We start from the raw sequence: 26,199 nt of genomic DNA, 5'->3' as shown, positions 1-26,199 counted from the left end.
ATTCCTCAGTCTGAGAAGGATTGGCATTGCCCTCAGCCAAGGGAAGCAGGGGACAAAAGGGGTAGGGAGAAACTCGACCTTAGTCCTCCAGCTACTGTTCAGGCGGCTGTGGAGATACCTGAAGTGCAATAGTAGGTGATGACTTGATCATGGCGGCTGTCGTCGTTTCACTTAGAGTAACCAACCATCCGGGTTGGATTCCGAAGATCACGATCAAAATCGCTAAAACAATGGCTGGCATACGCTCTTTCCAGAGTACTTTCGGTAAATCGATCACCCGTATAGACAGACGGCCAAAAAAGGCGCGATCTAGTAACACCAAAAAGTAAACAGCGGTTAATCCCGTACCGATCATACACAGGAGAGTTTGTGTCGGGAAAATTGGGTAACTGCCCCGAAATACCAGAAATTCGGAAATGAACCCGACCATTCCCGGAATTCCCGCACTGGCCATCGCACCCAAAACCATCAAACTACCAATGAGTGGTAAACCCCGTTCCGGATTAAGTAGGCCATTGAGAATGTCTAAATCCCGTGAACCTGTCTTCTTATAAACGAGACCGACTAATAAAAACAGTAGCGCCGATATCAGACCGTGACTCACCATCTGGATGACAGCACCCACCAGCGAGAGGGGTGTGGCAGCAGCGGCAGCCAGGAGGATATAACCCATGTGAGCTACAGAGCTATAGGCTACCATTTTTTTCATATCGCGTTGGGAGAGTGCATTTAAAGCTCCATACAGCACACTCACCACTGCCCACAAGGCTAACCAAGGAGCCAGAATTGCCCAAGCATCAGGAAACAACCCTAAGCCAAAACGCAACAAACCATAGGTGCCTAATTTCAGCAGTACACCAGCTAGCAGGACAGAAATAGGAGTTGATGCCTCAACGTGGGCATCGGGTAACCAGGTGTGAAAGGGGACTAAAGGAATCTTAATTCCAAAGCCAATCAAGATAGCTCCCAGTAGCAGAAGTTGTTTGCCCATCGGGAGTAAAGACGCAAGATTCAGACTCTCTTGATAAGCAAAGTTTGGGGTACCACTCAAAAACACGACGCCCAGGAATGCCGCCAGAATTAACGCTCCGGAAACCGCTGTGTAAATCAAAAATTTGGTGGCTGCATAGCCTCTGCGTTGTCCACCCCAGATGGCAATCAACAAATAGAGGGGAATCAGTTCCAGCTCGTAAAACAGGAAAAATAGTAGCAAATCTTGCGCCAGAAAGGCTCCTGCCACCCCAGCATTCAATAACAGAATTAGCCCGTAATATAAACGGGGTCGTTCGATATTTTCTTCACTGCTATAAATCGCAATTCCCGTGAGCAATCCATTTAATATCAGCAAGGGTATAGATAGACCATCCACGCCCAGACTATAGGTCAAACCCAAAGCATCAATCCAGGATAGATGCTCCTGAAACTGCTGACTCCCTTCCCCAGGATTAAACTGAATTAGTAGTACAACTGACCAGATCAATAGCCCTGTAGTAAAGGCCAACGCCACTTGACGGGCACCCTTAGATGTGATGATTCCAGGCCAAAATCCCACAATTGCGGCACTTAATATTGGTACCCAAATCAAGGCACTGAGCATAATTTACGAGTCTCCTTTCTAAAACCATTCTGTCCTTGATCGAGTTAAAAGGTAGGCAATTCAAGGTTCACATCTGGGAAATCGGACGGTGAAAATTTATAACCTATAACCGACTCATCTTGCTCAATTACTCACCTTTTAACCTTCCATCCGTTGATTAGCGACCACTAATCAATGACCACTGCTCTAAAGACCACTGACTCAACGACCATTGACTCAAAGGCCAAATCATCAAAAGAGCCATCAGGCTGACTCCCAACAAAATAGTCAGTGCATAAAACTGGGTTTTACCTGAAGTGTTGTACTTCAAAGTTTGACCACTAAAAACGGTGACTAGACCTACGAGGTTGACTAATCCATCGACGATATAGCGATCAATCCATACCGTAATTTTAGAAGACAAATCCACGGCAAAAACAATGGTCAATCGGTAAAGGCGATCAATATAAAAGTCATAAGCCAACAAGTCTTGTACAAACTTTAAAGGCATCAGGACAGACCGCGACCAAGTTCTGGGAAGGTAAACAATTGACCCCAAAATGCAACCCACTAAGCTAGAGCCTGCCAATAAAAGCTGGGCGGGTTGAAATAAGTATTCGTACTTTGAGGGAGGCAACAGGGATAGTTGCTGTAGTAAAAGAGGCATGATCAGCGTCACTACAGTTAATATCACCATCGGTAAAGCCATGGGCCAAGTGACTTCTGGTGCGCGACGCGTCTTGGGCTGAGGGCTTCCTAAGAAAACTAAACGAAAGACACGGGTCAAACCAAAGGCTGTCACACCATTAACGACTAAAAAGACGACCACGAGCCAGAGATAGTCACTCCACAAAGAGTTAATCCCTTTACTCAGCGCCCAATAACCTCCCAGTGGCAAGAGTCCGATTAAACCTGCCGCACCGACCACAAAAGCACTGGTTGTAGCGGGCATTCGTGACCATAAACCCCCCATTTCCGTGAGGTTTTGGTTACTTGTGGTGAGAATGACGGAGCCAATGCTCATAAACAACAGGGCTTTGGCAACGGCATGGGCAACCAGCAAGGCGGCAGCCACATCGGGTCGCTGCACGCCGATGGCGATAAAAACTAGACCCAGCCAAGCGCTGGTGGTATGGGAGAGCGATCGCTTAATATCAATTTGGGCGATCGCGACAAAGGATTCTCCAATCGCCGTCACGGTTCCAATCACGATGAGAGTGGATAATCCCACGGGCGACAGCGATAAAACCGGCACTAGCTTAATCAGCACATAAGCACCGCAACTGACCACTAATGAATTCCGCAACAATGAGGCTGGGTTTGGCCCTTCCATGGCTTCATCGAGCCACAAGTGTAGAGGGAATTGGGCACATTTTCCCAGAGGTCCAGCAATCAACCCTAATCCCAGCAAGGTTGCCGTTGTTGGCGATAAGTTAGCGGTTTCTGCCCAGCGATACAAGTCCGGAAAGTTTAAGCTTCCCGCCATCGTCGCCAGCGCTACGACACCCATTAACAGCAAGACATCTCCCACCCGTTTGGTTAAAAATGCATCTCGTGCAGCGGTTACTACCAACGGCTGAGCATACCAAAAGCCTACGATTAGGTAAGTGCTGAGGGTGAGCATTTCCAGGAGGGCGTAAGTGAGGAATAGGGAATTACTAATCACAATTCCACTCATCGCTGCCTCAAAAAATCCCATTAAGGCAAAAAACCGAGCTAACGCCCAATCCTTCTCCATGTAACCCAGAGCATAGAGTTGCGCCAAGAGGCTCAGAGACGTTACCACCTCCATTGCCCCAGCACTAATGGGGGAGATTTCTAGTGCTAAAGATAGGTCTAAGTCAGCCACCTGCAACCAATGAATGACTAACTCTTGTGGGGGCTGGCTCAAGGCCGACCCTAAGAGTAACCAGCCATGAATACAAGCCAAGACCGTCATTGACAGGTTGAAGTAGGCTGCCGGTCGAGGGCCAGTGCGACGAATCACTCCTGTTGCCCAGGGGAGGGTTAAAACGGCTCCCACTAGACCATAAAAAGGAACCAACCAGCTTGTCTGAGTGAGAAACTCCTGAGTCACGCTTTCATACCTCCTTATCTCTCCTAGTTAATTAAATTTCCGGGAAAATAACTCCACAATTGTTTTTTAAAGAGCCAATTTTTATTTATCTCTAAGGAGTTAATATCGTTATTTTTGCTGGTTTTGTTGATTCTTAGACTTCCTCATCTCACGAATGCTTATTTTCCCAATATGCTTCCCTGATGGGTTTCTTTCATTCCCTAATTTAACCCCCAAAGATGCAGAAGGTTTACTGAGAAAAGCTACCCTAATCAAACCCATAAAACTAACTTATGAGTTTAAGTCGAGGAACTCCTTCACTTCTGGTCTGTACACTTAGGGTTGCACCCGTCAACCGTGAAGTTTTCTCAGAAACGTCAACTGTCAGGAATTTTAGCTACTAGGATTCCAGCTTAGAGACTTTATAAAGAAATTATAAATCAAAAGCGTCCCTTCTCGAAAACAGGGCGTTTTCCTTAAATCCTATAGCCGATAAACTAATAATGTTAAGTTTTTTTAACCTGTTTCATTGAGAATTATTATAATAAATTATATTGATAAAGTGCACCAAGCTTCTCTATGCTGGGTTTAGCACTAAATGAGAGAACTTTCTCACAGTAAAAATTGCACCCCTCGTCCGATTTTTCCTAAAGACTGATGGGTCGATGCTGTATTTGAGGAATCCACAGGAGAAAAGCACCAATGCCAATTGCTGTAGGAATGATTGAAACTAAAGGCTTTCCGGCTGTTGTCGAAGCGGCAGATGCGATGGTAAAAGCCGCTCGTGTCACCCTTGTGGGTTATGAAAAAATCGGTAGCGCTCGCGTCACCGTGATTGTGCGAGGAGATGTCTCTGAGGTGCAAGCTTCAGTGTCGGCTGGGGTTGAAGCCGCTAACCGAGTCAATGGGGGTGAGGTTTTATCAACCCACATCATTGCTCGTCCCCATGAGAACTTAGAGTACGTCCTGCCGATTCGTTATAGCGAAGCGGTCGAGCAGTTCCGTACTTTTTAGCGAATAGCCCCGACTGAGTCGGTTGACTTTCTTCGCGCTTGTTCTAGCAACACATATAAATCAAAAAAATCTTAGAATCTTGGAGCTAAATTCATGTCAATCGCCGTCGGAATGGTAGAAACTTTAGGTTTTCCTGCTGTTGTTGAAGCCGCAGACGCAATGGTGAAAGCCGCTCGTGTCACCCTAGTCGGTTACGAAAAAATTGGGAGTGGTCGTGTAACTGTAATTGTGCGGGGGGATGTCTCCGAGGTACAAGCCTCGGTAGCGGCTGGAGTGGATAATGTGAAGCGGGTGAATGGGGGTCAGGTCTTGTCTACTCATATTATTGCCCGTCCTCACGAAAACCTGGAATACGTTCTGCCGATTCGCTACACCGAAGATGTGCAGCAGTTCCGCGAGAGTACGAATGCCATCCGTCCGCTCAACCGCCCGTAGGACAGTCAAATCACTTGAGATTTTAGATTGCCGATCGCCTATTAAGGCGCTTTCTTCGCACCGGATTTGGATTAAAGGATTTTGGCAATCAGCGAGAGAATATCAAAACTGAGCTGCGGATTAATCATTTCCAATCCCCAATGAGGTGGGATGAACAGGAATAATCCTTGCACCTAAAATCCTAAATCCCAAATTTGGAGGGTTAATGCAAATTGCCAAAGTTCGCGGCACGGTTGTCAGTACTCACAAAGAACCGAGTCTAAGAGGCGTTAAATTCCTCTTGTTGCAACTCCTGGATGAAGAGGGACAGCCACTGCCCCAGTACGAAGTGGCAGCAGATATTGTCGGTGCGGGAATAGATGAGTGGGTTCTGGTGAGCCGTGGGAGTGCGGCTCGTCAGGTGGGGGAAAGTAACACTCGTCCGATCGACGCCATGGTAGTGGGCATTATCGATACTGTGAGTGTTGATAATCAAACTCTCTACAGCAAAAAAGATCAATATCGTTAGTAGGTTACAAGAGTGATAACGTTGGAGTGTTAGAAGCGCTCTTTAAGCCGCTAAGACTCACCAACGGTAGTGGCAAAAGCATTAAAGGATGAAGAATGAAGCATGAAGGCTAAACTTTCTCAGTTGTCGATGGTAAAAACTTGTGACTCCAACTCCCTTAATCCAACCCAACATTGATTGGCTCGGACAGAAGAGTCAGGAGGCATCCCATCCAACGGAAATGTTCGATGACTTCATACTTCAAACTTCACACTTTATCCTTTTTCATCTACTAGCTTTCAAGCCTATCCCTTACGCTTGTGTATCGCTTTTTCAGATAGGAGGAAGACTCGATGGCAGTCCGCAGCTACGCGGCTCCGCCGACCCCTTGGTCGAGCAGTTTGGCGGAACCTACAATTCATGAAACGGCCTACGTACATTCTTTTTCTAACATTATTGGGGATGTACATATTGGTGAGAATGTTTTGGTTTCACCAGGAACTTCCATTCGCTCCGATGAAGGGGGACCGTTTTACATTGGGGCAGGAACCAATATTCAAGATGGCGTTGTGATGCATGGCCTGGAAGATGGCCTGGTAGTGGGAGATGACCAGCAGAACTATTCAGTCTGGATTGGGAAAAATACCTCCATTACCCACATGTGCCTGATTCACGGTCCAGCTTACATCGGGGATGATTGCTTCATTGGCTTTCGTTCCACAGTGTTCAATGCCCGGATCGGAAGCGGTTGTATTGTGATGATGCACGCCTTAGTCCAGGATGTGGAAATTCCCCCCGGTAAATATGTGCCTTCAGGGGCGGTGATTAACAGCCAGCAGCAAGCCGATCGTTTGCCTGATGTCGAAGATGAGGATCGGCAGTTTGCTCTCTATGTCGTGGCCTCCAACGAGACATTACGCACAGGTTATCAATGCGCTGAGGATGAAGCCTGTATTGCACCGCTCCGAAATAAAATTTCTCATAAGTCTGACTCCAATGGTGTAAGCGAAGGCAATAACTCTTCCTTCAAAGCGCAAGCCACAGAAGCTTCACACCCTCTCAATAGTTCTCATAGTTCTAGTTCTAATAGTTCCATGTCTTTAACTACAGGATTAAATTCAGACGTTCAACAACAAATCCGTCAACTGTTAGCCCAGGGTTACCGGATTGGGGTCGAATATGCCGATGAGCGCCGCTTCCGCACCAGTTCTTGGAAGAGTGCCACCTCAATTCACTCGGAGCGCCAGTCTGAAGTGATAAGCGCTCTAGAAGAAGCGCTAGCAGAACATGCAGGTGAGTATGTGCGCCTAATCGGGATTGACCCTAAGGCCAAGCGCCGGGTTCTAGAGGAAATTATCCAAAAACCAGGTGATAACGGCTCAACGTTGAATGGCAAGACTACCGCCTCCCGCAGTAGCTCTAGCGCCGCCGCTCCTCGTAGTCAAAGTTCGGCCTCAGCGTCCAGTGCAGGATTAAGTTCAGACCTGACAACAAAGGTACGGCAACTGTTAGCCCAAGGCTACCGGATTGGAGTCGAATATGCCGATGAGCGCCGCTTCCGCACCAGTTCCTGGAAGAGTGCTACATCGATTCACTCCGAGCGCCAGTCCGAGGTGATGAGCGCCCTAGAGGCCGTCCTAGATGAACACGAGGGTGAGTATGTTCGCCTAATTGGCATTGACCCCAAGGCTAAGCGCCGGGTTATGGAGGAAATTATCCAAAGACCCGGTGGCAAACGGCAAGCAGCGAGTTCGTCTTCTGCCGCCACCAATGGGGCAGGCAGCTCAAGTAGCTATTCCTCGCGAACCGCAGAAACTTCAACATCTGGGAGTTCAAAATCCTCTAACACATCTTTAAAAAAAGAAGCTGTTGAGCAGATCCGTCAACTCTTAGCCCAAGGCTACACCATTGGGACCGAACATGCCGATAAGCGGCGCTTCCGGGTAGGCTCTTGGCAAAGCTGTAGCCCTATTCAATCGAATCAAATATCGGAAGTTCTCAATGGCCTAGAAGGCTGCATGGCTGAACATAGCGATGAGTATGTGCGGATGATTGGGATTGACCCGAAAGCTAAGCGGCGCGTCGTAGAGACGATTATTCAATCGCCTAACTAAAAAAGGATGAAGTGTTAAGGCTGAAGGATGGAAAATCTGAATAAGTGACACAAAAGGGTGGTAGCGCCTTTGGGTATTAGCACCTGATCAAGCCTGGGAGTCAGGAAAATTTATTCCCCTTCATACGGCATCTTTCATCCTTTAGCTTTGACCCTTCATTCTTTATCCTTCATCGTTATTAATAAGAATGCATTTGCCTGCACTGCCATGGAGCAGTAACTCTCATGTATATGCGGAAGGCGATGTGAGCATTGATGCTAGTGCCGCGATCGCGCCGGGAGTGATTTTACGCGCCGATCCAGATAGTAAGATTGTTATAGCTTCTGGTGTGTGTATCGGCATGGGATCAGTCCTTCATGCTCACGGAGGTACCCTGGAAGTGGAAGCAGGTGCAAATTTAGGTGCCGGTGTTCTGATCATTGGCAAGGGCAAAATCGGAGCCCATGCCTGTATCGGTGCCATCACTACAGTTTGGAACTCATCCATTGATCCGTGGCAAGTGGTGCCAGCCGCTTCGGTGGTGGGAGACAAAGGGCGTCAAATTTCTCAGCCCTCTCCAGTATCCACCCACACTCCTATCACTACAGCTCCGAGCGTGCCCGACTCGCCCACTAGCCCAACGAGTGGCGTTAACGAGAGCGATACTTACCCATCAACCTTCGTGAACCCTACGATAGATAGCTATCCCACAGGTCAGGAATCACTCAATGGGCAAGCCACCTCCAACCGAACGGTAACATCCGACGACGAGAAACAAGGATACCAGCCCCAGGAAGACACCCCAACTGAACCAACGGCAGCACAACCGACTTCAGAAGCGGGTCAAGCCGTTTACGGGCAGGGTAGCCTGGATCGAATTCTCAAGACCTTGTTTCCCTCCAACTCATCCTTAAACCGTCCGCCTGAAGACGGTTAACTTGTAGAGTTGTTAGTTTTTAGTTGTAAGTTCTTAGACTTGATAACAATAGACCCCTTGCAAAAATCAGATATCTATCGTTAAAAATCCATGCCTTGGTCTTTTTGCAAGCCGTCTCACCAACAACTAACAACCAACAACTACTATAGAGGTCATAGTCATGGAGTCCTACCGACCGGGGATAGTCCCCCAAGACCCGTTAACCGAGCACAATGCCCTTCGCTCTCGTGATCATCGCCGTATGCAGTCCTCCTTAGGCTTGGTCTCCACCCTGAGTTTTCCCGTCATCGTGAGCACCGCAGATGCGATGCTCAAATCCTCTGGGGTAACGCTGATTGGGTTTGAGAAAACTGGCAGTGGTCACTGTACAGCCATTGTTCGGGGGGCGACAGCGGAGGTGAGAATTGCGGTTCAAGCCGGTATAGAACATGCGAAACGAGAAGGTCAACTGCTCTCCTCTCTCGTCCTTCCCCGACCGTTCCCTAATTTAGAAGTTATATTTCCCATTGGTTCTCACTTACTGGATGAGGCATCTCAACCTAATCGCCCTCGCCATAGTAGTCATGCCGTGGGTTTATTGGAAACACGGGGATTTCCAGCTATTGTTGGTGCCGCCGATGCCATGCTCAAATCCGCCGATATTGAACTAACGGGTTACGAGACTATTGGAGCAGGTTTGTGTACGGTCATCATCCGGGGTCGCGTGGCAGAGGTGGCGATGGCTTTACAAGTTGGCATGGCAGAAGCCAAGCGGATTGGTGAACTGGTTTCCGTTACTATTGTCACAAGACCTCTAGAGGATTTGGAGAGAGCGCTTCCTTTGGCGAGTTGTTCGATTGAGGAACAACCTCAACCCCTCCGGTTACCGATTAGTGTTAAGGAAACGGAAAAAGAACTAGTAGAACTGCCAGATTTGCGAAAGCTGTCCAGCCCCAAAGATTTATGATGATTACCCCATCATCTGCCAGCTTGGGAGTGGAAATCTCTCCTATCCAACAGAATTTCTTTTTATATCACTTTTGGCTGCAAGGGAATGGCTAATCTTTTTGCTCCTACTGGCTTCGCTCTTGTGCCAGCTACGACGATATAATTCTGAAGCCAGCAGATTTGATATTATTTGGTACTGCTAAACAAGAAAAGTGTTGCACAGACTAGACGAAGATGGAAGAGTGGCTCTCCTGTGAAATACAGCACGGGAAAAGCCTAACTCTCCACAGCATACAATCAGCTATCTGTGCAACACTCGTTGGAAGGAAGACTGTCACTTGTTCCAGTTATCAGAAATGATAACTTGGAATATCCATAGATAAAAACTTAGTTTTTTATGATTACAATAGACTAAAGTCTATAACTTTTTGCAGGAGAAGCATCCTTGAAGCAATCTACGCTGCACCAGCTAAAGGTTTTTGAAGCGGTTGCTCGGCACAATAGCTTTACACGAGCAGCAGAGGAACTCTTTCTCACTCAACCCACCGTTTCGATGCAGGTTAAGCAGTTAACGAAAGCTGTGGGAATGCCTCTGTTCGATCAAGTTGGCAAGCGTCTCTATCTGACACAAGCTGGAGAAGAACTGGTCAAGACCTGTCGCGAAGTCTTTGAAAAATTAGACCAGTTTGAGATGACAATAGCAGACTTAAAAGGTTTGAAGCAGGGACGCCTGCGGTTAGCCGTGATTACAACGGCCAAATATTTTGTGCCCCGATTATTAGGGCCATTTTGCAAGCGTTATCCAGGAATTGATGTTTCTCTCCAGGTAACCAACCACGAACACATCCTCAATCGCCTGGGTGAAAATTTGGACGACTTGTATGTGATGAGTCAACTGCCCGAAAGTATTGAGGTTACCTACAAACGAATTCTAGACAACCCCTTAGTTGTCATGGCACCCGCCAATCATCCCCTAGCTGAGGAAAAAAATATCCCGATTGAACGCATTGCGGCTGAGCCTTTTATTATGAGGGAACCTGGCTCAGGAACGCGCAAGGCCGTGCAATCCCTGTTCGATGAGCATAAACTGTCATTGAAGGTGCAGCTAGATTTAGGAAGTAATGAGGCTATTAAGCAAGCCATCGCCGGGGGTTTAGGAATTTCTATCTTATCGCTGCACACTTTAGCCCTGGAAGGCCCTAGCAGTCAGTTGACCGTTTTAGATGCACAACACTTTCCTATCGAGCGCTATTGGTATGCCATCTATCCAAACGGCAAACAACTGTCGATTGTGGCTCGGACTTTCCTGGATTATTTGTTGACCGAGGGCAAGCAGGTTGCCGAACAAACGTCGGGGCGAAAGGTTTCTCAATCCGGTTTCACCGAGCAGGAACAAAACAGCTAACGCTGAAGACTTCGAGGATCGAGAGCATCGCGCAGACCATCCCCCAGCAAATTAAAGGCCAACACTGTCAAGATAATCAGCAGCGCTGGAGGCCAAATCAACCAAGGTTGTAAGACCAACATTGACGCATTGGTTGCCACCGACAGCAGATTACCCCAAGAGGGGTCGGGTGGCTGAATACCAAGACCAATCAAGCTCAGTACAGATTCGGCGACAATGAAGCCCGGAATCGCCAGGGTTGTCCTGATAATGACATAGGTTGCCGTCTGGGGCAAAACATGGCGAACAATGATGTAGAAGGGGTTGGCACCCATGGCTTTCGCGGCTTGGATAAATTCTCGCTCTTTAATGGAAAGAACCTGCCCTCGAATCACCCGCGCCATGCCAGCCCAGTCAATAAACGAGGTAATCAAGACAATTAATAAAAATCGCTGGGCGCTGGTGATACTGGACGGTAGCACGGCAGCAAGGGCGACTAGGAGATAAAGCGATGGAATCGTCATCAGCACTTCAACTAGGCGCATCAAGATAGCATCTGTCCATCCCCCGAAATAGCCGGAAATTCCACCCACCAATAGACCAATGGGAAAAGACACGGCAATACCGACCAGGCCAATACTGAGGCTAACTCGACCGCCATGCAAGAGGCGGCTGAACTGGTCGCGAGCCGATTCGTCTGTCCCTAATACATTAATTTTGCCTTCACCCACCGTACCGAACAAATGTAAGTTACAGGGAATTCCGCCAATCACGTCTACCAAGGCAAATTTAGGGCCTATCGGTAGTCGGAGTTGAAAGAGTTTGTAGCTGGCACCTCTCACAAAAAGGCGTATCGGCGATGGTTTGGAAAGGTCGCGCTTGATTTCGCGCTTGCCTGTTTCTAGATCTGTCTGCCCTTGGGTGGTTGGATAAACGTGTGGCCCGATAAACTGTCCGGCTTGGTTACGCCAGTAAATTTGGGTGGGGGGTAGCAGCGAACCATCTATCTGGGGTTCATAAGGATTATAGGGAGCCACAAAATCAGCGGCGATGACGCTTATATAGAAAATTAAGAGCAGCAAGGCTCCCAACCGAGCAAGTGGATTCTTTTTGAGTTTCTGCCACCAATTCATGTTGTTAGAAGGTTATTAGTAAACTTGTTGTGCCAGTTGCCGATGTTCTTCCTCAGTTTTTTCATGTTCGATGACGAACACATTTGAGTAGAGGTTGGCAACAATTTGTTTACCCTGCTGCGTCAGCCCTAGGTATCGCAAAGCTTGTTGAATATAAGGGTATACTCCATTCCAGTAAAACATAGAGTAGTGGCGACGCAGATCTCCAGGATGCCGATATCCTAGCGCTTGATTGACACCTGTTTCTTCAAATTCGTAATATAGAGCACTAATTTTTTTCAGGTAGCGTGGGTCACTCATTTGACCAATCAAGTCAGAAGCGCGAATTAATCCGGGGAAGTTGACTGTATCTTGATGATCGCCCTCTTTCGGTACAGGGAAACGAGTCAATTCAATATTGCGCTTAATGACCTCAGCCTCGATTAGTTTATGACCTCCAAACCGCTCCTCAATGAAGAGTTTTGCCCGATCCACATGATATGCCGTTAGAGACGCATCTGAGGCTCCGGGTGGGAGATACACCATTTCTCCATCTTGACCTGTCGCATAGAGCCTTTCCGTGTCGCGATCGCTGCGACACACTCCTTTGACATAGCCAATGTCATGACAGACCAAGGAGATGATAAAGTGCAACCAGTCATCGGAGGTTATGCCACCTTCACGGATATGTTTGCCTCGTAAAATCTCTTGTCCCACTAAGGCAACCATAATGGAATGTTCAACATTGTGATAAAGAGCATCGCTGTTGGCAATATTTTCCATTGCCATACTTCCGGCCCATGCAATAATGTCTTCGTTATCGGTTTTTAGCCCCCCATAAGTCCGGCGGTAACCTTCCCGCAGTTTTTGCACAAACGCATTAATTAAAATTTCAGTTGCGTTAAACATCCTTGATACTCGTTGATAGCTTTGACCTCAGCGGCGCACCCGTCGTGATCACTACATACACTTTCTAGGATGCAACAAAATTTTGTAGCCTAGTCCTTTACGTGTCATGGTCGCTCGGTGTTTTCCATCACAGGTTATTGTTTGAGGCATTCATCGAGAGAGGCGCGATCGCTCTTTGGGCACTGCCATAGGCAATCGCACCTGCCGAGGCGGCTCTTAACTGAAAAAGCATTGTATAATGATAGGTAAATGTTTGCGGGTGTAGTTCAGTGGTAGAACGTCAGCTTCCCAAGCTGAATGTCGTCGGTTCGAGTCCGATCATCCGCTTTTAGAAAAAAAGCAAAAATCCTATAAATTAAGGGGTGCTAGAAGCTGTCATCTATTCTTAGTGTGACAGTTTTTTAGTCTATTGGGGCAAATTTTGACTATGAATTGACGATGAGGCGGTAGAACTTCAGTTTCCATAGTCAATAGAAACGTTGAAGGCATTCTACATTTTGCAGTAATTTGTGGTAAATTCATGTTTTTGAGTTTTTCGTGAACGTGAAGCAAGTACTGACGCTAGTTGTAAAACTTCAACTTTCGAGTGAACAGCAGCGATTAATTGCTGCTACAGCAGAGAGTTTTGCGTGTGCTTGCAACACCATTAATCAAACGGTTAATCCAAGGTTGACCAACCGAAACTCCATTCAAGCAATCTGTTACCACGACATCAAAAAAGAGTCAGGATTAACAGCCAACCACGTTGTAAGAGCTTGCGCTAGGGTTGCTTCCAACCGTTTAACAGCAAAGCCAAAAGGCGAAAAAGTCAAGTCTTTTAAGCCAACAAGTTTTGACTGTGATGCCAGGACATTCCAGTTTTTTGAACAAGAGTGGAGTGTGAGCATCAGTACAACTGGAAAACGAGTCAAATGTCCGATTCGAGCTAGTAATTATCATAGGGGAAAGTTAGCAGGAATTCAGCCAACTAGCGCTCAAATTTGTCAGCATCTTGATAGAGAATGGTACGCACACATTCAGATTAAGAATGATGCACCGTCACCCATTAAGGCCAAAAATGTAATTGGCGTTGATTTTGGGCGAACAGAGATAGCTAAAACCAGTACCAATAAAGGTTGGGACGGTAAGCAGCTCAATCAAGTTAGAGACAAGTATTCTCGTGTCAGGTCTTCTTTCCAGAAAAAAGCTACCCAAGGCACAAGGACAACTCGGCGTAGATGTCGAAATATCTTGAAACGGCTATCGGGTAGAGAGAGGAGATTTCAACAGGCGTTGAACCACAGCATCAGTAAGCAAATTATAAAGGAAGCGAAGGCGCACCATTCAATCGTTGCCATTGAAGACTTAACAGGCATCAGGGACAGAACGAATCAACAACCCCGTTCTAAAGCTGAAAGAAGACGCTCAAATTCTTGGGCATTTTATTCAGTTAAGACAGTTCCTTAAGTACAAAGCAATTAAGGAAGGTGTTGAAGTCATAACGGTTCCTCCTGCTTATACATCCCAGACTTGCCATTGCTGTTTGCACATTGGAGTGAGAACCCACAAGCACTTTAAATGCACCAACAAAGCCTGTGGATGGCTTGGAGATGCAGACTTTAATGGTGCAAAAATGATTGAACTTTGGGGCTGTTCTGTAAACCAGCCTAGAGGCTCGGAGCTATTGTCTTGTGCAAGAAATCCAGGGCTACCGAAAGCCCCACCTGCATTGACCAGCCTTTAGGCGCACTCAATCAGGTGGGGTAGTTTACATTAGGAATTTGGTAGGGCTGACCCATAGAATAATATCTCGGCAGTTAACTATGCAGGTACAGTCCGCCAGTGAAGTTATTCGTTTACCACACCCCAGAACTGACTCCAACCGATCAAGTACCAGACTGTGCGATCGCTATTGATATTCTCAGAGCCACAACCACGATCGCCACCGCTTTAAATGCAGGTGCTGAGGCTGTCCAAGCCTTCAGTGATATGGAAAAGTTGATGCAAGTCAGCGAACAATGGCCACCCGAAAAACGTCTTCGCGCCGGAGAACGCGGCGGTGCTATGGTGGCTGGCTGTGACTTGGGTAACTCCCCCCTAGATTGTACGCCTGAACGAGTCCAGGGTCGGCGATTGTTCATTAGTACAACCAATGGCACCCGTGCTTTACAATGCGTGCAGAATGCCCCCATTGTTCTGGCAGCAGCCTTTGTGAATCGTCTGGCAACCGTAGAGTATATTTTGGCTCAACAGCCAGAGACGCTGTGGCTTGTCGGCTCAGGTTGGGAAGGCAGTTTCTCCTTAGAGGATACCGCTTGTGCTGGTGCGATCGCTCACAGTCTCCAGGAAAAACTCAACGTCCCCTTAGACGAACTCGCAGGAAATGATGAAGTCATCGGTGCGATCGCACTCTACTCGCAGTGGCAAGACCAATTATTAGAACTATTCCACCATGCTAGCCACGGAAAACGCCTGTTGCGTCTCGATTGCCATGAAGACCTAAAATATTGCGCTCAGACGGATATTTTAAATGTCCTCCCCATCCAGAAAGAACCAGGAATTTTAGTTAAGAAGGAGTAATCCTCTGGCTAAAAATTACCTGTCCCTTGCTGGCAAACGCTCCCTCACGGAGCAATATCAGTATCAGGCATTTTAGATGCTTTCCCTGAGCCAATGTGACATCCTGCCAGCGCTGCCTTAAGGGACAGCGTTGGGCTTCCCAGAGATTTAGCTAGTTGATGATTCCAGCGCTTTTGAACAATCGCTATCGAATTATTCAGGCTCTTGCGACGGGCGGATTTGGTGAAACCTTTCTGGCACAGGATACGCATATGCCTTCAGGTCGTCACTGCGTCATTAAGCAACTCAAACCGATCGCAAACAATCCTAATGTTTACCAACTGGTTCAAGAGCGATTTGAGCGGGAAGCCGCAATTCTAGAGCAACTGGGTGAGGGAAGCACTCAGATTCCTCAGTTGTATGCTTATTTTGCCGAGCAGGGACAGTTTTATTTAGTGCAGGAATGGATTGAAGGCGTCACTTTAAATGCCAAATTACAACGGCACGGCTTATTGGGCGAAAGTGACGTGAAGGAAATACTGTTGAGTATTTTACCCATCCTGGATTATGTCCACAACCGAGGAATTATCCACCGAGATATCAAACCCAACAACATCATTCTGAGACAACACGATGGCAAACCCGTTTTAATTGATTTCGGCATTGCCAAAGAAACGATGGGTATGGTGGTCAATCCTCAAGGGGAGATAACTAGCTCCATTGTGGTCGGAACAAAAGGCTTCATGCCTCTAGAGCAAGCAGCCGGTAAACCGGTCTACGCCAGTGACCTATACAGCTTGGGTCTCACAGCAATTTACCTTTTAACGAGTAAACGCCCTCAAGAATTAGAGACAAATCCTGAGACGGGTAAGTTCGTTTGGCACACAGATGCGGTGAAGATTAGCCCCAGCTTAGCAGCCATTTTAGACAAGACGACTCAGCCTCATCCGCGCGATCGCTTCTCAACAGCCAGAGAAATGCTCCTTGTCTTGCAGGCGGATACTCCAGTCTTAAAAAATATCCCAGAAATAATTCCGGCAGAGCCAACTCTCCCATTATCCCAGACTAAAACAACCCAGGCATCCGATCTAGAAACCACAAAACTCCCCACCCCTACTGAGGGTGCTCTTGACTGGGGAGTAGGAGGGCAAGGAAGACTTGGCAATACTCCCTCGTATTCCAACTCCCCACTTCCCAAACCTCAATCCCCAATCCCTTCGCAAGAGGTACTGGAAGCGAAAACGCTCTACTCCCGACAAGAGTATCGCCATCGCCAAATCTTGCTCAACAAAGTGAAAAATTATTGGATTAAAGGTGTTCTAGAAACGTCTCTACACGATAAGGCACTGATTGCCCTCGGTTTAGAAAAACGCCTCGACGCCCTCGATCGCCCTTGGGGTATTGTGTGGGAAACACCTGAGCAACCCCGGCAAACCCTGCCCCCAAATACCCGAATTATTGACCAATTCGATCAACTCGGAGCCGGACGAACGCTGTTAATTTTAGGCGCTCCCGGCGCAGGCAAAACAACGACACTGTTGGAACTAACTCGCGATCTGATTTCCCGTACCGAGCAAGACCTCAACCAGTCTATCCCTGTAGTATTTAACCTTTCAGCTTGGACAAATGACAAGCAAGCGCTTGCTGATTGGCTGGTACAAGAACTCAATACCAAATATCAAGTTTCCCAAGAAATCGGTCAGGCTTGGATTAAAACTGAGCAGATATTGCTACTTCTGGATGGCTTAGACGAAGTCAATCCTAATCGTCGAGCCGCATGTGTTCAAGCGTTAAACGAATTCATCCAGTTACACGGAACCACTGAAATTGTAGTGACGAGCCGCATCAAAGACTATGAAGTCCTCGACCACCACCTCCGGTTTCAGGCCGCTTTGTTCATCCAACCCCTCACCTTAGAACAAGTCCATCACTATCTTGCTAGTGCAGATCTAGAACTAGCAGCTCTCAATACCTCCCTGCAAGCCGATACTACACTTCAAGAATTAGCCAAGTCTCCCCTGATGCTTAGTATTATGACCCTCGCGTACCAGGGGATGTCAGTAACAGACTTACCGGGAATGAATTTGGAAGAACGCCGCCAACATTTGTTTGATAACTACATTCAACGCATGTTTGACCGCCGAGGTGCCACTCGCCAGTATTCAAAACCACAATCAATGCAGTGGCTGATTTGGCTAGCGCAACAACTATCTCAGCAGTCTCAAACTGTATTCTTAATCGAGCGAATGCAGCCAGATTTGTTGCCCAAAAACTGGCAAAAACGGATTTACGGACTCAGTGTCGTTCTCTGTTTTATCCTGTTTGGGGGGCTGATAGGAATATTGGTTTTCCCGCTCAACCGAATGCTTCTACTACTCTCAGCAACAGGGTTAGCTTTTTGGCGTATTTTCGGTATTTCTCGCATCAAACCTGTTGAGAAGCTAAAATGGTCTGGAAAAAACGCCAGGAAAAATCTGATTCGTGGAGTAGTTTTTGGTTCGCTTTGGGGATTGCTCCTCAAAATCCCTTATTATTTATTATTTAACCCCCTGCCTTTTAGTCTTTCCCATCCTCATTTTAGGGATTCATTACTTCGTGGGCTAGTGTTTGGGATGACTATGGGGCTGACTGTTGGGTTAGTTCGTGGGTTAACTAGCCCTGGGATCGAGATGCTCACAGTTCCTAATCAAGGAATTTGGCAGTCTGCTAAAAATGCTGTTGTTTTTTCTTTAATAGGATTTTGCGTGGCGTGTGTAGGAGCCGCGCTATTGCATTGGCGAGTTTTGTATTGGGGAATGTTTGGTCTATCCTTTGGACTGTTAGCTGGAGGCGGTGAAGCTTGTATCAAACACTTCATTCTGCGCCTTATCCTCTACTTGTGCGGGTATATTCCTGGGAATTATGCTCGTTTTCTCGACTGGGCGACAGAGCGAATTTTTTTACAAAAAGTTGGTGGAGGTTACATTTTTATTCATCGTCTACTGTTGGAGCATTTTGCACGAATGCCCCTGTTGAGGGATTAGAGCAAAAGCTTAAACTTGAAAGTTGGTAAATTGAAAGTTGAAAGTTGAAAAATTGAGAGTTCTCACCTTCAACCTTCAACCCGCTTTAGAACTGCCGCAAAAATCGCAAGTCACTGCTGTACAATCGACGAATATCATCAATTTGATGCAGCACCATAGCAAAGCGTTCTGCACCAAAACCAGCGGCAAAGCCTGTGTAAATCTCAGGGTCGTAGCCGACGGCTTTGAGTACGTTAGGGTCAACCATGCCACAACCCCCCATTTCTAACCATTTCCCTCTCCACTTCACATCTACTTCTGCCGAAGGTTCTGTAAAGGGGAAATAACTGGCGCGAAAGCGTAATTCTATTTCCTCGCCAAACAAGTCTTGGAAGAATTCTTTGAGAGTACCTTTCAGGTCAGTAAAGGTTATCCCTTCATCTACGGCTAGTATTTCTATTTGATGAAACACAGCCGAGTGGGTGGCATCCACAGTATCCCGACGATAAACTCGACCGGGTGCAATAATTCGGATTGGGGGTTCATTGGCTTCCATGTAGCGAATCTGCACGGAAGAGGTATGAGTGCGTAGCAAGTTACCATCCGGCAGGTAAAACGTATCCTGCATATCCCGGGCTGGATGATCAGGGGGGGTGTTGAGTGCCTCAAAGTTATAGTAATCCGTCTCCATTTCCAGACCGGCGGCGACGGTATAACCTAATCCCACGAAGATATCCAACACCCGATCAATCGTGCTATTGAGGGGGTGAATCCGACCCTGAGGGCGATAAACCCCTGGCATCGTCACATCAAGGGTTTCGGCTTCCAATTGTGCCTGGATTTGGGCGGCTTGTAATTCAGTGCGCTTCTTTTCTAAACCCTCTTGGAGGGCTTCTTTAACAACATTGGCAAAAGCACCAATGCGACGTTTGTCTTCTGGTGCTAGCTTGCCCATACCCCCCAAAACCTGAGACAGTTGCGCTTTCTTGCCCAGGTAACTGATGCGTAATTGTTCTAATTGTTCTAGGGTATCAGTAGCAGCGATCTTGGAAAGTGCTTCTTCTTTGATGGCGGCTAATTGAGTCTCAAGCTCGTCAGGCGAAATGGTCATGCTAGGTCGTGAAGAAAGTTACCGAAGCTAATTACCTTTACCAGTGTACCCATCTGAGCTGTCATTCTTTTAGCGGTATTGTCAAAGGCTGAGTTGAGGAGGAGCGATGGGTTGTTTGACTGTCGCGATCGCTAAACTCGGACTGAGCTTTCCCAAAAGCCGTATTGCAACCCAAGCCTCAAGATAGAATCAAACAACGACTTTCATCTTTGCGGCGACATTACTTCTTCATGAAATTGCTCATCAGCAACGACGACGGGATTTTCGCACTGGGTATTCGCACCCTCGCCGATACGCTTGCCCAAGCCGGCCATAACGTTACGGTTGTTTGTCCGGATCGAGAGCGATCGGCTACGGGCCATGGTCTTACCTTACACGACCCCATTCGTGCCGAAAAAGTTGAGTCAATCTTTCACCCATCGATCAAAGCCTGGGCATGTTCAGGAACGCCCTCAGACTGCGTGAAGCTGGCGTTAGGGGCATTAATTGACAGCCCACCGGATTTTGTCCTTTCTGGCATCAATCACGGTTCTAACCTGGGTACAGATATCCTCTATTCGGGCACTGTCTCAGCGGCGATGGAAGGCGTCATCGAAGGTATTCCCAGCATTGCCTTCAGTCTGGCTAGCCATACCTCACAGGAATTTCAAGCTGCCGCGCTGTTTGCCAAACAGCTCATTGATCAATTCTCCAAGCAGCCCCTACCTGAGGTGATGCTGCTGAATGTGAATGTACCCCCCCTGAAGCCAGAAGAAATTGCCGGAGTCAGTATCACTCGTCAAGGCATTCGCCGCTATTTCGATACCTTCGAGAAACGAGTCGATCCACGCGGCAAAACCTATTACTGGTTAGCCGGTGAAGTTCTCGAAGATGTGGAACAACCCGCCCATCTCCATCTCCCCGAACATGTACCAACAGATGTCCAGGCAATTCGTGATAAATATATCACTGTGACACCGTTGCAATATAACCTCACCTACGTAGGTGGAGTATCTAGTTTACAGAACTTAGGGCTTCGGACGGAGGATTGGGGATAAGTTCCAAGTTGGCAAGTTGAAAGTTCTAACCTACCCTTACCCTTGGGGTTCTGCTTCCGAGTACGGGGAACGCTACGCGAACAATCGGCTAACCTTCCAACCTTCAACCCCCAATCAACCGCCGCCTCGGTAGTAAAGCTCCAGAAACCGGAAAAACTTCTCACACAGTTCCGCGTCTCTGGCTCCTACCTCCATTTCTTTGGTAATTTCCTCAACAGCTTGCATCCAGTAGGGGCGATCGCTCGCAGAGGTGTTGCTGGTACGGTGAAGCCGCTTACTGATAATGGCATCCGCGATATTGACCAGTTGAAAAACCTGAACAATATAAGGAATTTCATCGCCCTGCAACCCATCGGGATAGCCTGTACCATTAAGCCGCTCTTGATGAGAGCGAACTAAAGGGGCAAACTCCCTGAGAACAGGAAGCTGATTACAGATTAGCTCGGACACTTCTGGGTACTCGCGAATTTTCGTCCACTCCTGCTCGTTCAGAGAACTGGGTTTGAGCAGAATTGCGTCAGGGATACCAATTTTCCCCAGACCGTGGCAGTAACTCAAGAAAATGAGCTGGCGTATTTGTTCTTGATCCAATCTCAGCCAGCGTGCCAAATTTAGGCACATGGTTCGTAGACGATAGCATCGTAAGCCAACTGCAAGGTTTCGAGCCAGCTGGATTTGCTCTAGAAAACTTAAAATCTCAGCGTCGCCAGAACGAAGCATCAAACTGTAAAGTTAGACTTTTTTAGGTTGGCCTGATGGATTAAGAGTGGCAATACCACGAGTAATACGCCTTTCCCAATCCAAAGCACATTTGGATAACTGACCCCTGAAATCATCTCTCATCGGGTCAAGGTAATTTATGGTATCACCCATCCGCAAAAGATTTTTCTTGTCTGTCATCTGGGCAAAAACGAAAAAACTGACTTTTTGGCAACATTGGTGCCATTGTCAGCTCTACGAGGTGCGGACGACCATAACCGTTAATTCTACACTCTCACAAAGGCAAAATATCTCTTTTGACTGAGCCATGGCAAGCATATGACTAAGGATTGAGGGCGTAATGAACTAACTGAGCTAATTTTTGACGCAGTGTTTCCAGTCCGAACCGCTCACTGGCGGAAACGAATACGCCTTGAGGAAATTCGTCTTGAGCCAGCGTCAAGGTTTCACTATCTACCTGGTCAATTTTATTAAACGCCACCAAAATCGGGCCCGGTGTAACGGGCATCTCCGACAAAATGGTCATCACCGAGCGGATGTGACTTTGCCATGCCGGATGAGATAAATCCACCAAATGAAGCAGCGCGTCGGCTTCTGTAACTTCTTCTAAAGTGGCACGGAAGGAATCCACTAAAGGGGGAGGGAGTTCGTGGATAAATCCGACGGTATCGGTTAGCAGAATTTCCATCGGTTCACCGGTCACGGCATTGGGAATGGGTAAGCGTCGTGTGGTGGGGTCAAGGGTCGCAAACAACTGGTCAGCTGTGTAGACCTCAGCATTAGTGAGTGTATTCAACAGGGTGGATTTTCCAGCATTGGTATAACCGACGACTGCAATCGTAGTAACTTCCTGTCGCTGACGCCGCTGCCGCAAGCGGGAACGATGGGCTTGCAACTGGTTCACTTCCTGTTGGAGTCGGTTGATTCGACGCTGAATCGCTCGGCGTTCCGTTTCCAGTTTTGTTTCACCGGGGCCGCGTGTTCCGATACCGCCCCCTAACCGTGACATCGCCTGACCGCGTCCTGTGAGACGGGGCAGCATGTATTCGAGCTGAGCCAGTTCTACCTGCAATTTTCCGGCGCGGGATTGGGCGCGTTGGGCGAAGATATCCAAAATGACTTCAGTACGGTCTACGACCCGGACACCAGTTTCCAATTCTAGGTTGCGGACTTGAGCTGGTGAGAGGTCGCGGTCAAACACGACGAGATTAGCTCCTAGAGTTTGAACGATGAGGGCAATTTCCTGAACTTTACCAGCCCCAACCACGGTTTGAGGATGCGGACGCGATCGCTTCTGCCGCATCGTCTGTAATACCTCTCCCCCTGCCGTTTCCACCAACCGGGCGATTTCTGCTAAGCCATCCTCAAATCGCTCTTTAGTCGTCTCGTCCGTCATCAACCCAACGATCAGCACTCGGTCTTGATCGACATCAACCTGTTGTGCAACAAATTCTCGCCGGAACTCAGATTCTAGCCCTTCGACCAACTCCAGGAAATCCTGCTTGGTCAGTATATCCAAGCTTAGGGGTGGCGACACACTCCAGCTCTGTTCAACGCCAGTTGCTAGAGGGCGGTCATCTGGATTTTGCACTCCTTGCTCCGTGGGAGGAAGTAAGTGAACTAAGTAAGTCTCTTTGACATAACCGGTAGCACCCCCTCCCCGCCGCTCAAATCCTGATTCTGTAACCGTCAGTACCACTAAAGCATCGAGTCGTTGAATCACCATGGCGGTTAAGGCCGCTTCTTTCGGAGTTTCTGACTTAAGCTGAGTGGCAAGACAGCGAATGCCCGACAGTCGTTCTGCGCCGTAGCGGGGCAATTCCAACGGCGGGATTTTCGTCTGAGAGGGAGTACCGACTCCCACGCGAATCACCTGTCCCCGGCGATTGATGTAGGTACACACCGGTTGTTTGATGTCCGTGCTGATGGCGGCCAGTCGTTGGGCAAACTCTGGTGTTGTCAAGCTATCGCTCGGTAAGCGCTGCTGATACAGCCGTTGGAGCTGCTTGAGTTGGCTGGACTTTAAACCCTGAAGATTCCCGTAGATAGTCTCGATAGGCGTTTCTGACCAGTTACCTGGCTCCTGAATCCATCGATTTCTATTGTACAGAAACACTCCGACACCGCATCTATACCTAGATGAGGGCAATAGCGGGAAAAGCGTTTTCTGCTAAACTTCTCATCGCTTTCCGGAAGCTTTCATTAAATTTAATGAATAAATTGTATCATAAAGCACATTTTTAATTAAATTAATATTCTTAGGATTATTACTCTACTCATTGCCATATAGCCTTCTCGATTGGATGAGGTACAGGCATAGAGGCGCACAGCCTTATGCCCCTGCCATTGTGTCTATCACTCCAGTTGAGAACGGCTATGATTCCTTTTTAAGAGGAATATCTTATATCTTATAGATGTAGAGCAAACTCAAAACAAAGTCGCTAATTGTCTGCCTGAGACCTTTGCTCGAAGGGTGCCTATGGGCTTTTTAAAAGCCTAAAGTCTATCGTCAAGACAACCAAACTATTAAAGGGTATTATGTCGATGTGTATAATCGACGCAGCAAGCTATCAAGAATTATCCCTAATTCTGACTGCACTTTATGTTAGCAAAGCGATCCAATGCTTTGCTAACTGGTTTCAACGTTTTAGGCAGGATACTAGCTTGTCGGAGTCAGAAAAACGCTTGTGTTTAAAAGTATTGGCACTAGCAACAATCTTTTGGCCGATTGTGCTTCCGCTTTCTGCAATGGAGAAGTGGCTTTGTGCTTCTCCTTATGAAGGTGCGTTTCGGCATTAGCGGGATAGCTACATCAAAGGTAAGACTAACACGCAAAATCTCTTGTATAGGCTGGAAAAAATAATAGGGGGTATCTTCACGTCGTGCTGCGGAAGGCTTACCCCCTATTTTGAGGACTAGATTCCACAAAATATTAAAGATTAGCGGCGTTTGGTGTCAGCTTTTTTCGAGGCTTTTGCCGCTTTTTTCGCGGCTTTTTCGGCGGCGATCGCAGCTAGTTTGGCTTGCTGTTTTTCTTCCGCGATTTTATCTAAATAATAGTGGTAATCTCCCAAATAGGGGCGAAATTCACCCTCTCGGATTTCCACAATTTTGGTAGCCACTTTGGAAATGAAATAACGGTCGTGGGAGACAATCAGCACCGTACCATCATAATTCTGGATCGCTTCTTCCAGCATTTCTTTCGCAGGAATATCCAGGTGATTGGTCGGCTCATCCAACATCAGTAAATTAGCGGGACGTAAAAGCATTTTAGCCAAAGCAAGACGCGCTTTTTCTCCCCCACTCAGGGACTCAACTTTTTTAAACACCGTCTCACCACTAAACAAAAACCGTCCTAATAAGGTGCGAACTTCCTCGTTTTTCCAATCCGGCACCTCATCATGGATCGTTTGCATGACGGTTTTGTTTAAATCCAGAGCTTCGGCTTGATTTTGCTCGAAGTAACCCGGAAGGACATTATGTTGACCCAATTGAACCGTCCCTTCCGTGGGTTGTTCCATGCCCATAATTAAATGGAGCAGGGTCGATTTACCCGCACCATTAGGACCGAGAAACGCCACGCGATCGCCACGTTCAATCAGTAAATCGGCTCCTAAGAACAGAATCTTGTCATCATAGGCATGAACTAAGTCTTTGATTTTCACCACCTCCAAACCACTGCGAGGTGCCGGGGGAAAGCGGAAGTGCAGGGTTTTTAAGCTATTGGTTGGCGCTTCAATTCGCTCAATTTTGTCTAATTGTTTCTCGCGGCTTTTCGCCTGGGTGCTGCGGGTGGCGCTAGCGCGGAAACGATCCACAAAGACTTGCTGCTTCTCCAGTTCCTTTTGCTGACGCTCATAAGCACTCAGTTGAGCTTCCTGCATCTCAGCTTTCTGTTGCAAATAAGCAGAGTAGTTACCCAGGTATGTCGTCGAGACACCGCGTTCAGTTTCGACAATTTGGGTACACAGGCGATCCAGAAACTCCCGGTCATGGGAAACAATAACCATTGGGGTTTTTAGACCCTTCAGGTAAGTTTCCAGCCATTCAATGGTTTCTAAATCCAGATGGTTTGTTGGCTCGTCTAGCAGCAAGAGGTCGGGTTTTTGCAGCAAGATTTTGCCCAAACTCATCCGCATCTGCCAACCGCCACTGAACGCACTCACGAGGCGATCGCCATCTTCTGGCTCAAATCCCATTTCTGGCAAAATCTTCTCAATTTGAGCCTCTAATCCATAGCCATCTAAGGCTTCAAAGTGGCGCTGGAGTTTGTCTAGTTTGTGGATCAGTCGGTCTAGTTCTTCTGGATTAGCCGTTTCCATCTGTCGCTGCACCTGCGTCATCGAATGCTGCACAGCGTTCGCTTCCTTAAACACCGTCCAAAATTCTTCGCGAACGGTGCGCGTCGGATCGACTTCAAATTCTTGGGTGAGGTAAGCGATGTGTAAGCTAGCGGGACGGATAATTTCTCCCGCCGTGGGTTCCATCTCCCCAGCAATGATTTTCAGTTGGGTGGATTTGCCTGCGCCGTTAACGCCGACGAGTCCAATGCGATCGCCTACTTTGACTTCCCAGTTGACATCCTTGAGGACTTCGCCTGTAGGGTAAATTTTACTAATATGTTCGAGTCGCAGCATTAGGAGTGTCTCCAAGGACAATTGCAGTAGGTTTCGTGATCAGCGACAGACGAGGGTGGAGTCGCCAATGGCTGAATATCCCAATTTATCGTAACAAAATTTAACTACCAATTAGGGGCTGGTCATTCCGGAAATTTTAGCGAGAGGGGAGGTATCACAACGCACGAAGGCTGGAATGAAAAACTCTTTCCTCTCCCCCCGACGCCCTAAGCCCTCATGGTTTT

21 protein-coding genes, 1 tRNA gene and 1 pseudogene are annotated in these 26,199 nt (G+C 47.6%); 15 read left to right on the top strand and 8 right to left on the bottom strand.

The annotated features are described in order from the left end of the window. Positions 1-91 precede the first annotated feature (91 nt). A complete protein-coding gene (locus tag NDI48_03035; protein ID MEP0830176.1) occupies positions 92-1,597 on the bottom strand; it encodes an NADH-quinone oxidoreductase subunit M in 1,506 nt (501 codons plus the stop codon). Positions 1,598-1,754: 157 nt separating this feature from the next. Then, positions 1,755-3,653, bottom strand: a complete 1,899-nt coding sequence (locus NDI48_03030; GenBank protein MEP0830175.1) for an NAD(P)H-quinone oxidoreductase subunit F — start codon at positions 3,651-3,653, stop codon at positions 1,755-1,757. 681 nt (positions 3,654-4,334) lie between these two features. Between NDI48_03030 and NDI48_03025 the strand changes: the two genes are divergently transcribed. The 7 genes from NDI48_03025 to NDI48_02995 all read left to right on the top strand — a co-directional run bounded on the left by NDI48_03025 (position 4,335) and on the right by NDI48_02995 (position 10,930). Further along, the gene (locus NDI48_03025) at positions 4,335-4,646 is read left to right on the top strand and encodes a carbon dioxide-concentrating mechanism protein CcmK (protein ID MEP0830174.1); all 312 of its coding nucleotides are present in this window, start codon (positions 4,335-4,337) and stop codon (positions 4,644-4,646) included. Positions 4,647-4,739: 93 nt separating this feature from the next. Beyond that, the gene (locus tag NDI48_03020) at positions 4,740-5,081 is read left to right on the top strand and encodes a carbon dioxide-concentrating mechanism protein CcmK (GenBank protein MEP0830173.1); all 342 of its coding nucleotides are present in this window, start codon (positions 4,740-4,742) and stop codon (positions 5,079-5,081) included. Positions 5,082-5,286: 205 nt separating this feature from the next. Continuing rightward, complete coding sequence (locus tag NDI48_03015; GenBank protein MEP0830172.1) at positions 5,287-5,589, top strand: EutN/CcmL family microcompartment protein; 303 nt, start codon at positions 5,287-5,289, stop codon at positions 5,587-5,589. Between the two features lie 332 nt (positions 5,590-5,921). Beyond that, positions 5,922-7,682 carry a ribulose bisphosphate carboxylase small subunit gene (locus NDI48_03010; protein ID MEP0830171.1) on the top strand — a complete coding sequence of 587 codons (1,761 nt, stop codon included), beginning with the start codon at positions 5,922-5,924 and terminating at the stop codon, positions 7,680-7,682. 187 nt (positions 7,683-7,869) lie between these two features. Next, positions 7,870-8,598, top strand: coding sequence for a carbon dioxide concentrating mechanism protein (locus tag NDI48_03005; GenBank protein ID MEP0830170.1), 729 nt, complete (start codon positions 7,870-7,872; stop codon positions 8,596-8,598). A gap of 160 nt (positions 8,599-8,758) precedes the next feature. Then, the gene (locus NDI48_03000) at positions 8,759-9,544 is read left to right on the top strand and encodes a BMC domain-containing protein (protein ID MEP0830169.1); all 786 of its coding nucleotides are present in this window, start codon (positions 8,759-8,761) and stop codon (positions 9,542-9,544) included. Between the two features lie 426 nt (positions 9,545-9,970). Then, positions 9,971-10,930 carry a LysR substrate-binding domain-containing protein gene (locus tag NDI48_02995; protein ID MEP0830168.1) on the top strand — a complete coding sequence of 320 codons (960 nt, stop codon included), beginning with the start codon at positions 9,971-9,973 and terminating at the stop codon, positions 10,928-10,930. On the opposite strand, the gene NDI48_02990 is transcribed toward NDI48_02995, so the two are convergent. Next, positions 10,927-12,042, bottom strand: coding sequence for an ABC transporter permease (locus NDI48_02990; protein ID MEP0830167.1), 1,116 nt, complete (start codon positions 12,040-12,042; stop codon positions 10,927-10,929). The two genes, NDI48_02995 and NDI48_02990, sit on opposite strands and share 4 nt — an antisense overlap. A gap of 15 nt (positions 12,043-12,057) precedes the next feature. Next, the gene (locus NDI48_02985) at positions 12,058-12,930 is read right to left on the bottom strand and encodes a metal-dependent phosphohydrolase (GenBank protein MEP0830166.1); all 873 of its coding nucleotides are present in this window, start codon (positions 12,928-12,930) and stop codon (positions 12,058-12,060) included. A 255-nt stretch (positions 12,931-13,185) separates the two neighbouring features. Between NDI48_02985 and NDI48_02980 the strand changes: the two genes are divergently transcribed. The 6 genes and pseudogenes from NDI48_02980 (at position 13,186) to NDI48_02955 (ending at position 18,491) form a co-directional block, all read left to right on the top strand. Further along, positions 13,186-13,257, top strand: a tRNA-Gly gene (locus tag NDI48_02980). A gap of 210 nt (positions 13,258-13,467) precedes the next feature. Beyond that, positions 13,468-14,376: a transposase gene (locus NDI48_02975; protein ID MEP0830165.1), complete on the top strand. Its 909-nt coding sequence runs from the start codon at positions 13,468-13,470 to the stop codon at positions 14,374-14,376. Positions 14,377-14,407: 31 nt separating this feature from the next. Further along, complete coding sequence (locus NDI48_02970; GenBank protein ID MEP0830164.1) at positions 14,408-14,653, top strand: transposase; 246 nt, start codon at positions 14,408-14,410, stop codon at positions 14,651-14,653. A gap of 98 nt (positions 14,654-14,751) precedes the next feature. After that, entirely contained in the window at positions 14,752-15,489 is a 738-nt protein-coding gene (locus NDI48_02965) for a 2-phosphosulfolactate phosphatase family protein (protein MEP0830163.1), read from the top strand. Positions 15,490-15,647: 158 nt separating this feature from the next. Next, a pseudogene (locus NDI48_02960) lies at positions 15,648-16,463 on the top strand (serine/threonine protein kinase). After that, positions 16,446-18,491, top strand: coding sequence for an NACHT domain-containing protein (locus NDI48_02955; GenBank protein ID MEP0830162.1), 2,046 nt, complete (start codon positions 16,446-16,448; stop codon positions 18,489-18,491). Before NDI48_02960 ends, NDI48_02955 begins: the two are co-directional and overlap by 18 nt. Before the next feature lie 85 nt (positions 18,492-18,576). Here NDI48_02955 and pheS read toward each other — a convergent pair whose 3' ends face one another. After that, positions 18,577-19,581, bottom strand: coding sequence for a phenylalanine--tRNA ligase subunit alpha (pheS, locus tag NDI48_02950; protein ID MEP0830161.1), 1,005 nt, complete (start codon positions 19,579-19,581; stop codon positions 18,577-18,579). 230 nt (positions 19,582-19,811) lie between these two features. Between pheS and surE the strand changes: the two genes are divergently transcribed. Further along, the gene (surE, locus tag NDI48_02945) at positions 19,812-20,618 is read left to right on the top strand and encodes a 5'/3'-nucleotidase SurE (protein ID MEP0830160.1); all 807 of its coding nucleotides are present in this window, start codon (positions 19,812-19,814) and stop codon (positions 20,616-20,618) included. A gap of 114 nt (positions 20,619-20,732) precedes the next feature. Here the strand turns inward: surE and NDI48_02940 are convergent, their stop codons facing one another. Both NDI48_02940 and hflX read right to left on the bottom strand, forming a co-directional pair. Continuing rightward, complete coding sequence (locus NDI48_02940; GenBank protein ID MEP0830159.1) at positions 20,733-21,338, bottom strand: HD domain-containing protein; 606 nt, start codon at positions 21,336-21,338, stop codon at positions 20,733-20,735. A gap of 322 nt (positions 21,339-21,660) precedes the next feature. Next, positions 21,661-23,454 carry a GTPase HflX gene (gene hflX, locus NDI48_02935; GenBank protein ID MEP0830158.1) on the bottom strand — a complete coding sequence of 598 codons (1,794 nt, stop codon included), beginning with the start codon at positions 23,452-23,454 and terminating at the stop codon, positions 21,661-21,663. Positions 23,455-23,882: 428 nt separating this feature from the next. Here hflX and NDI48_02930 point away from each other — a divergent pair, with 428 nt between their 5' ends. Beyond that, positions 23,883-24,137 (top strand): hypothetical protein, encoded by a 255-nt coding sequence (locus tag NDI48_02930; GenBank protein ID MEP0830157.1) that lies wholly within the window; start codon positions 23,883-23,885, stop codon positions 24,135-24,137. 140 nt (positions 24,138-24,277) lie between these two features. Here NDI48_02930 and NDI48_02925 read toward each other — a convergent pair whose 3' ends face one another. Next, the gene (locus NDI48_02925; GenBank protein ID MEP0830156.1) at positions 24,278-25,975 is read right to left on the bottom strand and encodes an ATP-binding cassette domain-containing protein; all 1,698 of its coding nucleotides are present in this window, start codon (positions 25,973-25,975) and stop codon (positions 24,278-24,280) included. Positions 25,976-26,199: the final 224 nt, after the last annotated feature.

Source organism: Microcoleus sp. AS-A8 (assembly GCA_039962225.1).
GTDB lineage: Bacteria > Cyanobacteriota > Cyanobacteriia > Cyanobacteriales > Coleofasciculaceae > Allocoleopsis.
Note: the sequence above shows the minus strand (reverse complement) of the source record. Positions and strands in the feature narration are given on the sequence as shown.

What these genes read in the sequence shown, in the direction of transcription:
- pheS (MEP0830161.1), bottom strand. Translation starts at nt 19,581, where the DNA reads ATGACCATTTCGCCTGACGAGCTTGAGACTCAATTAGCCGCCATCAAA.
- NDI48_02930 (MEP0830157.1), top strand. Translation starts at nt 23,883, where the DNA reads ATGTGTATAATCGACGCAGCAAGCTATCAAGAATTATCCCTAATTCTG.
- NDI48_03000 (MEP0830169.1), top strand. Translation starts at nt 8,759, where the DNA reads ATGGAGTCCTACCGACCGGGGATAGTCCCCCAAGACCCGTTAACCGAG.
- surE (MEP0830160.1), top strand. Translation starts at nt 19,812, where the DNA reads ATGAAATTGCTCATCAGCAACGACGACGGGATTTTCGCACTGGGTATT.
- NDI48_03005 (MEP0830170.1), top strand. Translation starts at nt 7,870, where the DNA reads ATGCATTTGCCTGCACTGCCATGGAGCAGTAACTCTCATGTATATGCG.
- NDI48_02985 (MEP0830166.1), bottom strand. Translation starts at nt 12,930, where the DNA reads ATGTTTAACGCAACTGAAATTTTAATTAATGCGTTTGTGCAAAAACTG.
- NDI48_03025 (MEP0830174.1), top strand. Translation starts at nt 4,335, where the DNA reads ATGCCAATTGCTGTAGGAATGATTGAAACTAAAGGCTTTCCGGCTGTT.
- NDI48_03010 (MEP0830171.1), top strand. Translation starts at nt 5,922, where the DNA reads ATGGCAGTCCGCAGCTACGCGGCTCCGCCGACCCCTTGGTCGAGCAGT.
- NDI48_02925 (MEP0830156.1), bottom strand. Translation starts at nt 25,975, where the DNA reads ATGCTGCGACTCGAACATATTAGTAAAATTTACCCTACAGGCGAAGTC.
- NDI48_03020 (MEP0830173.1), top strand. Translation starts at nt 4,740, where the DNA reads ATGTCAATCGCCGTCGGAATGGTAGAAACTTTAGGTTTTCCTGCTGTT.
- NDI48_02990 (MEP0830167.1), bottom strand. Translation starts at nt 12,042, where the DNA reads ATGAATTGGTGGCAGAAACTCAAAAAGAATCCACTTGCTCGGTTGGGA.
- NDI48_03015 (MEP0830172.1), top strand. Translation starts at nt 5,287, where the DNA reads ATGCAAATTGCCAAAGTTCGCGGCACGGTTGTCAGTACTCACAAAGAA.
- NDI48_02955 (MEP0830162.1), top strand. Translation starts at nt 16,446, where the DNA reads ATGCTCCTTGTCTTGCAGGCGGATACTCCAGTCTTAAAAAATATCCCA.
- NDI48_03035 (MEP0830176.1), bottom strand. Translation starts at nt 1,597, where the DNA reads ATGCTCAGTGCCTTGATTTGGGTACCAATATTAAGTGCCGCAATTGTG.
- NDI48_02940 (MEP0830159.1), bottom strand. Translation starts at nt 21,338, where the DNA reads ATGCTTCGTTCTGGCGACGCTGAGATTTTAAGTTTTCTAGAGCAAATC.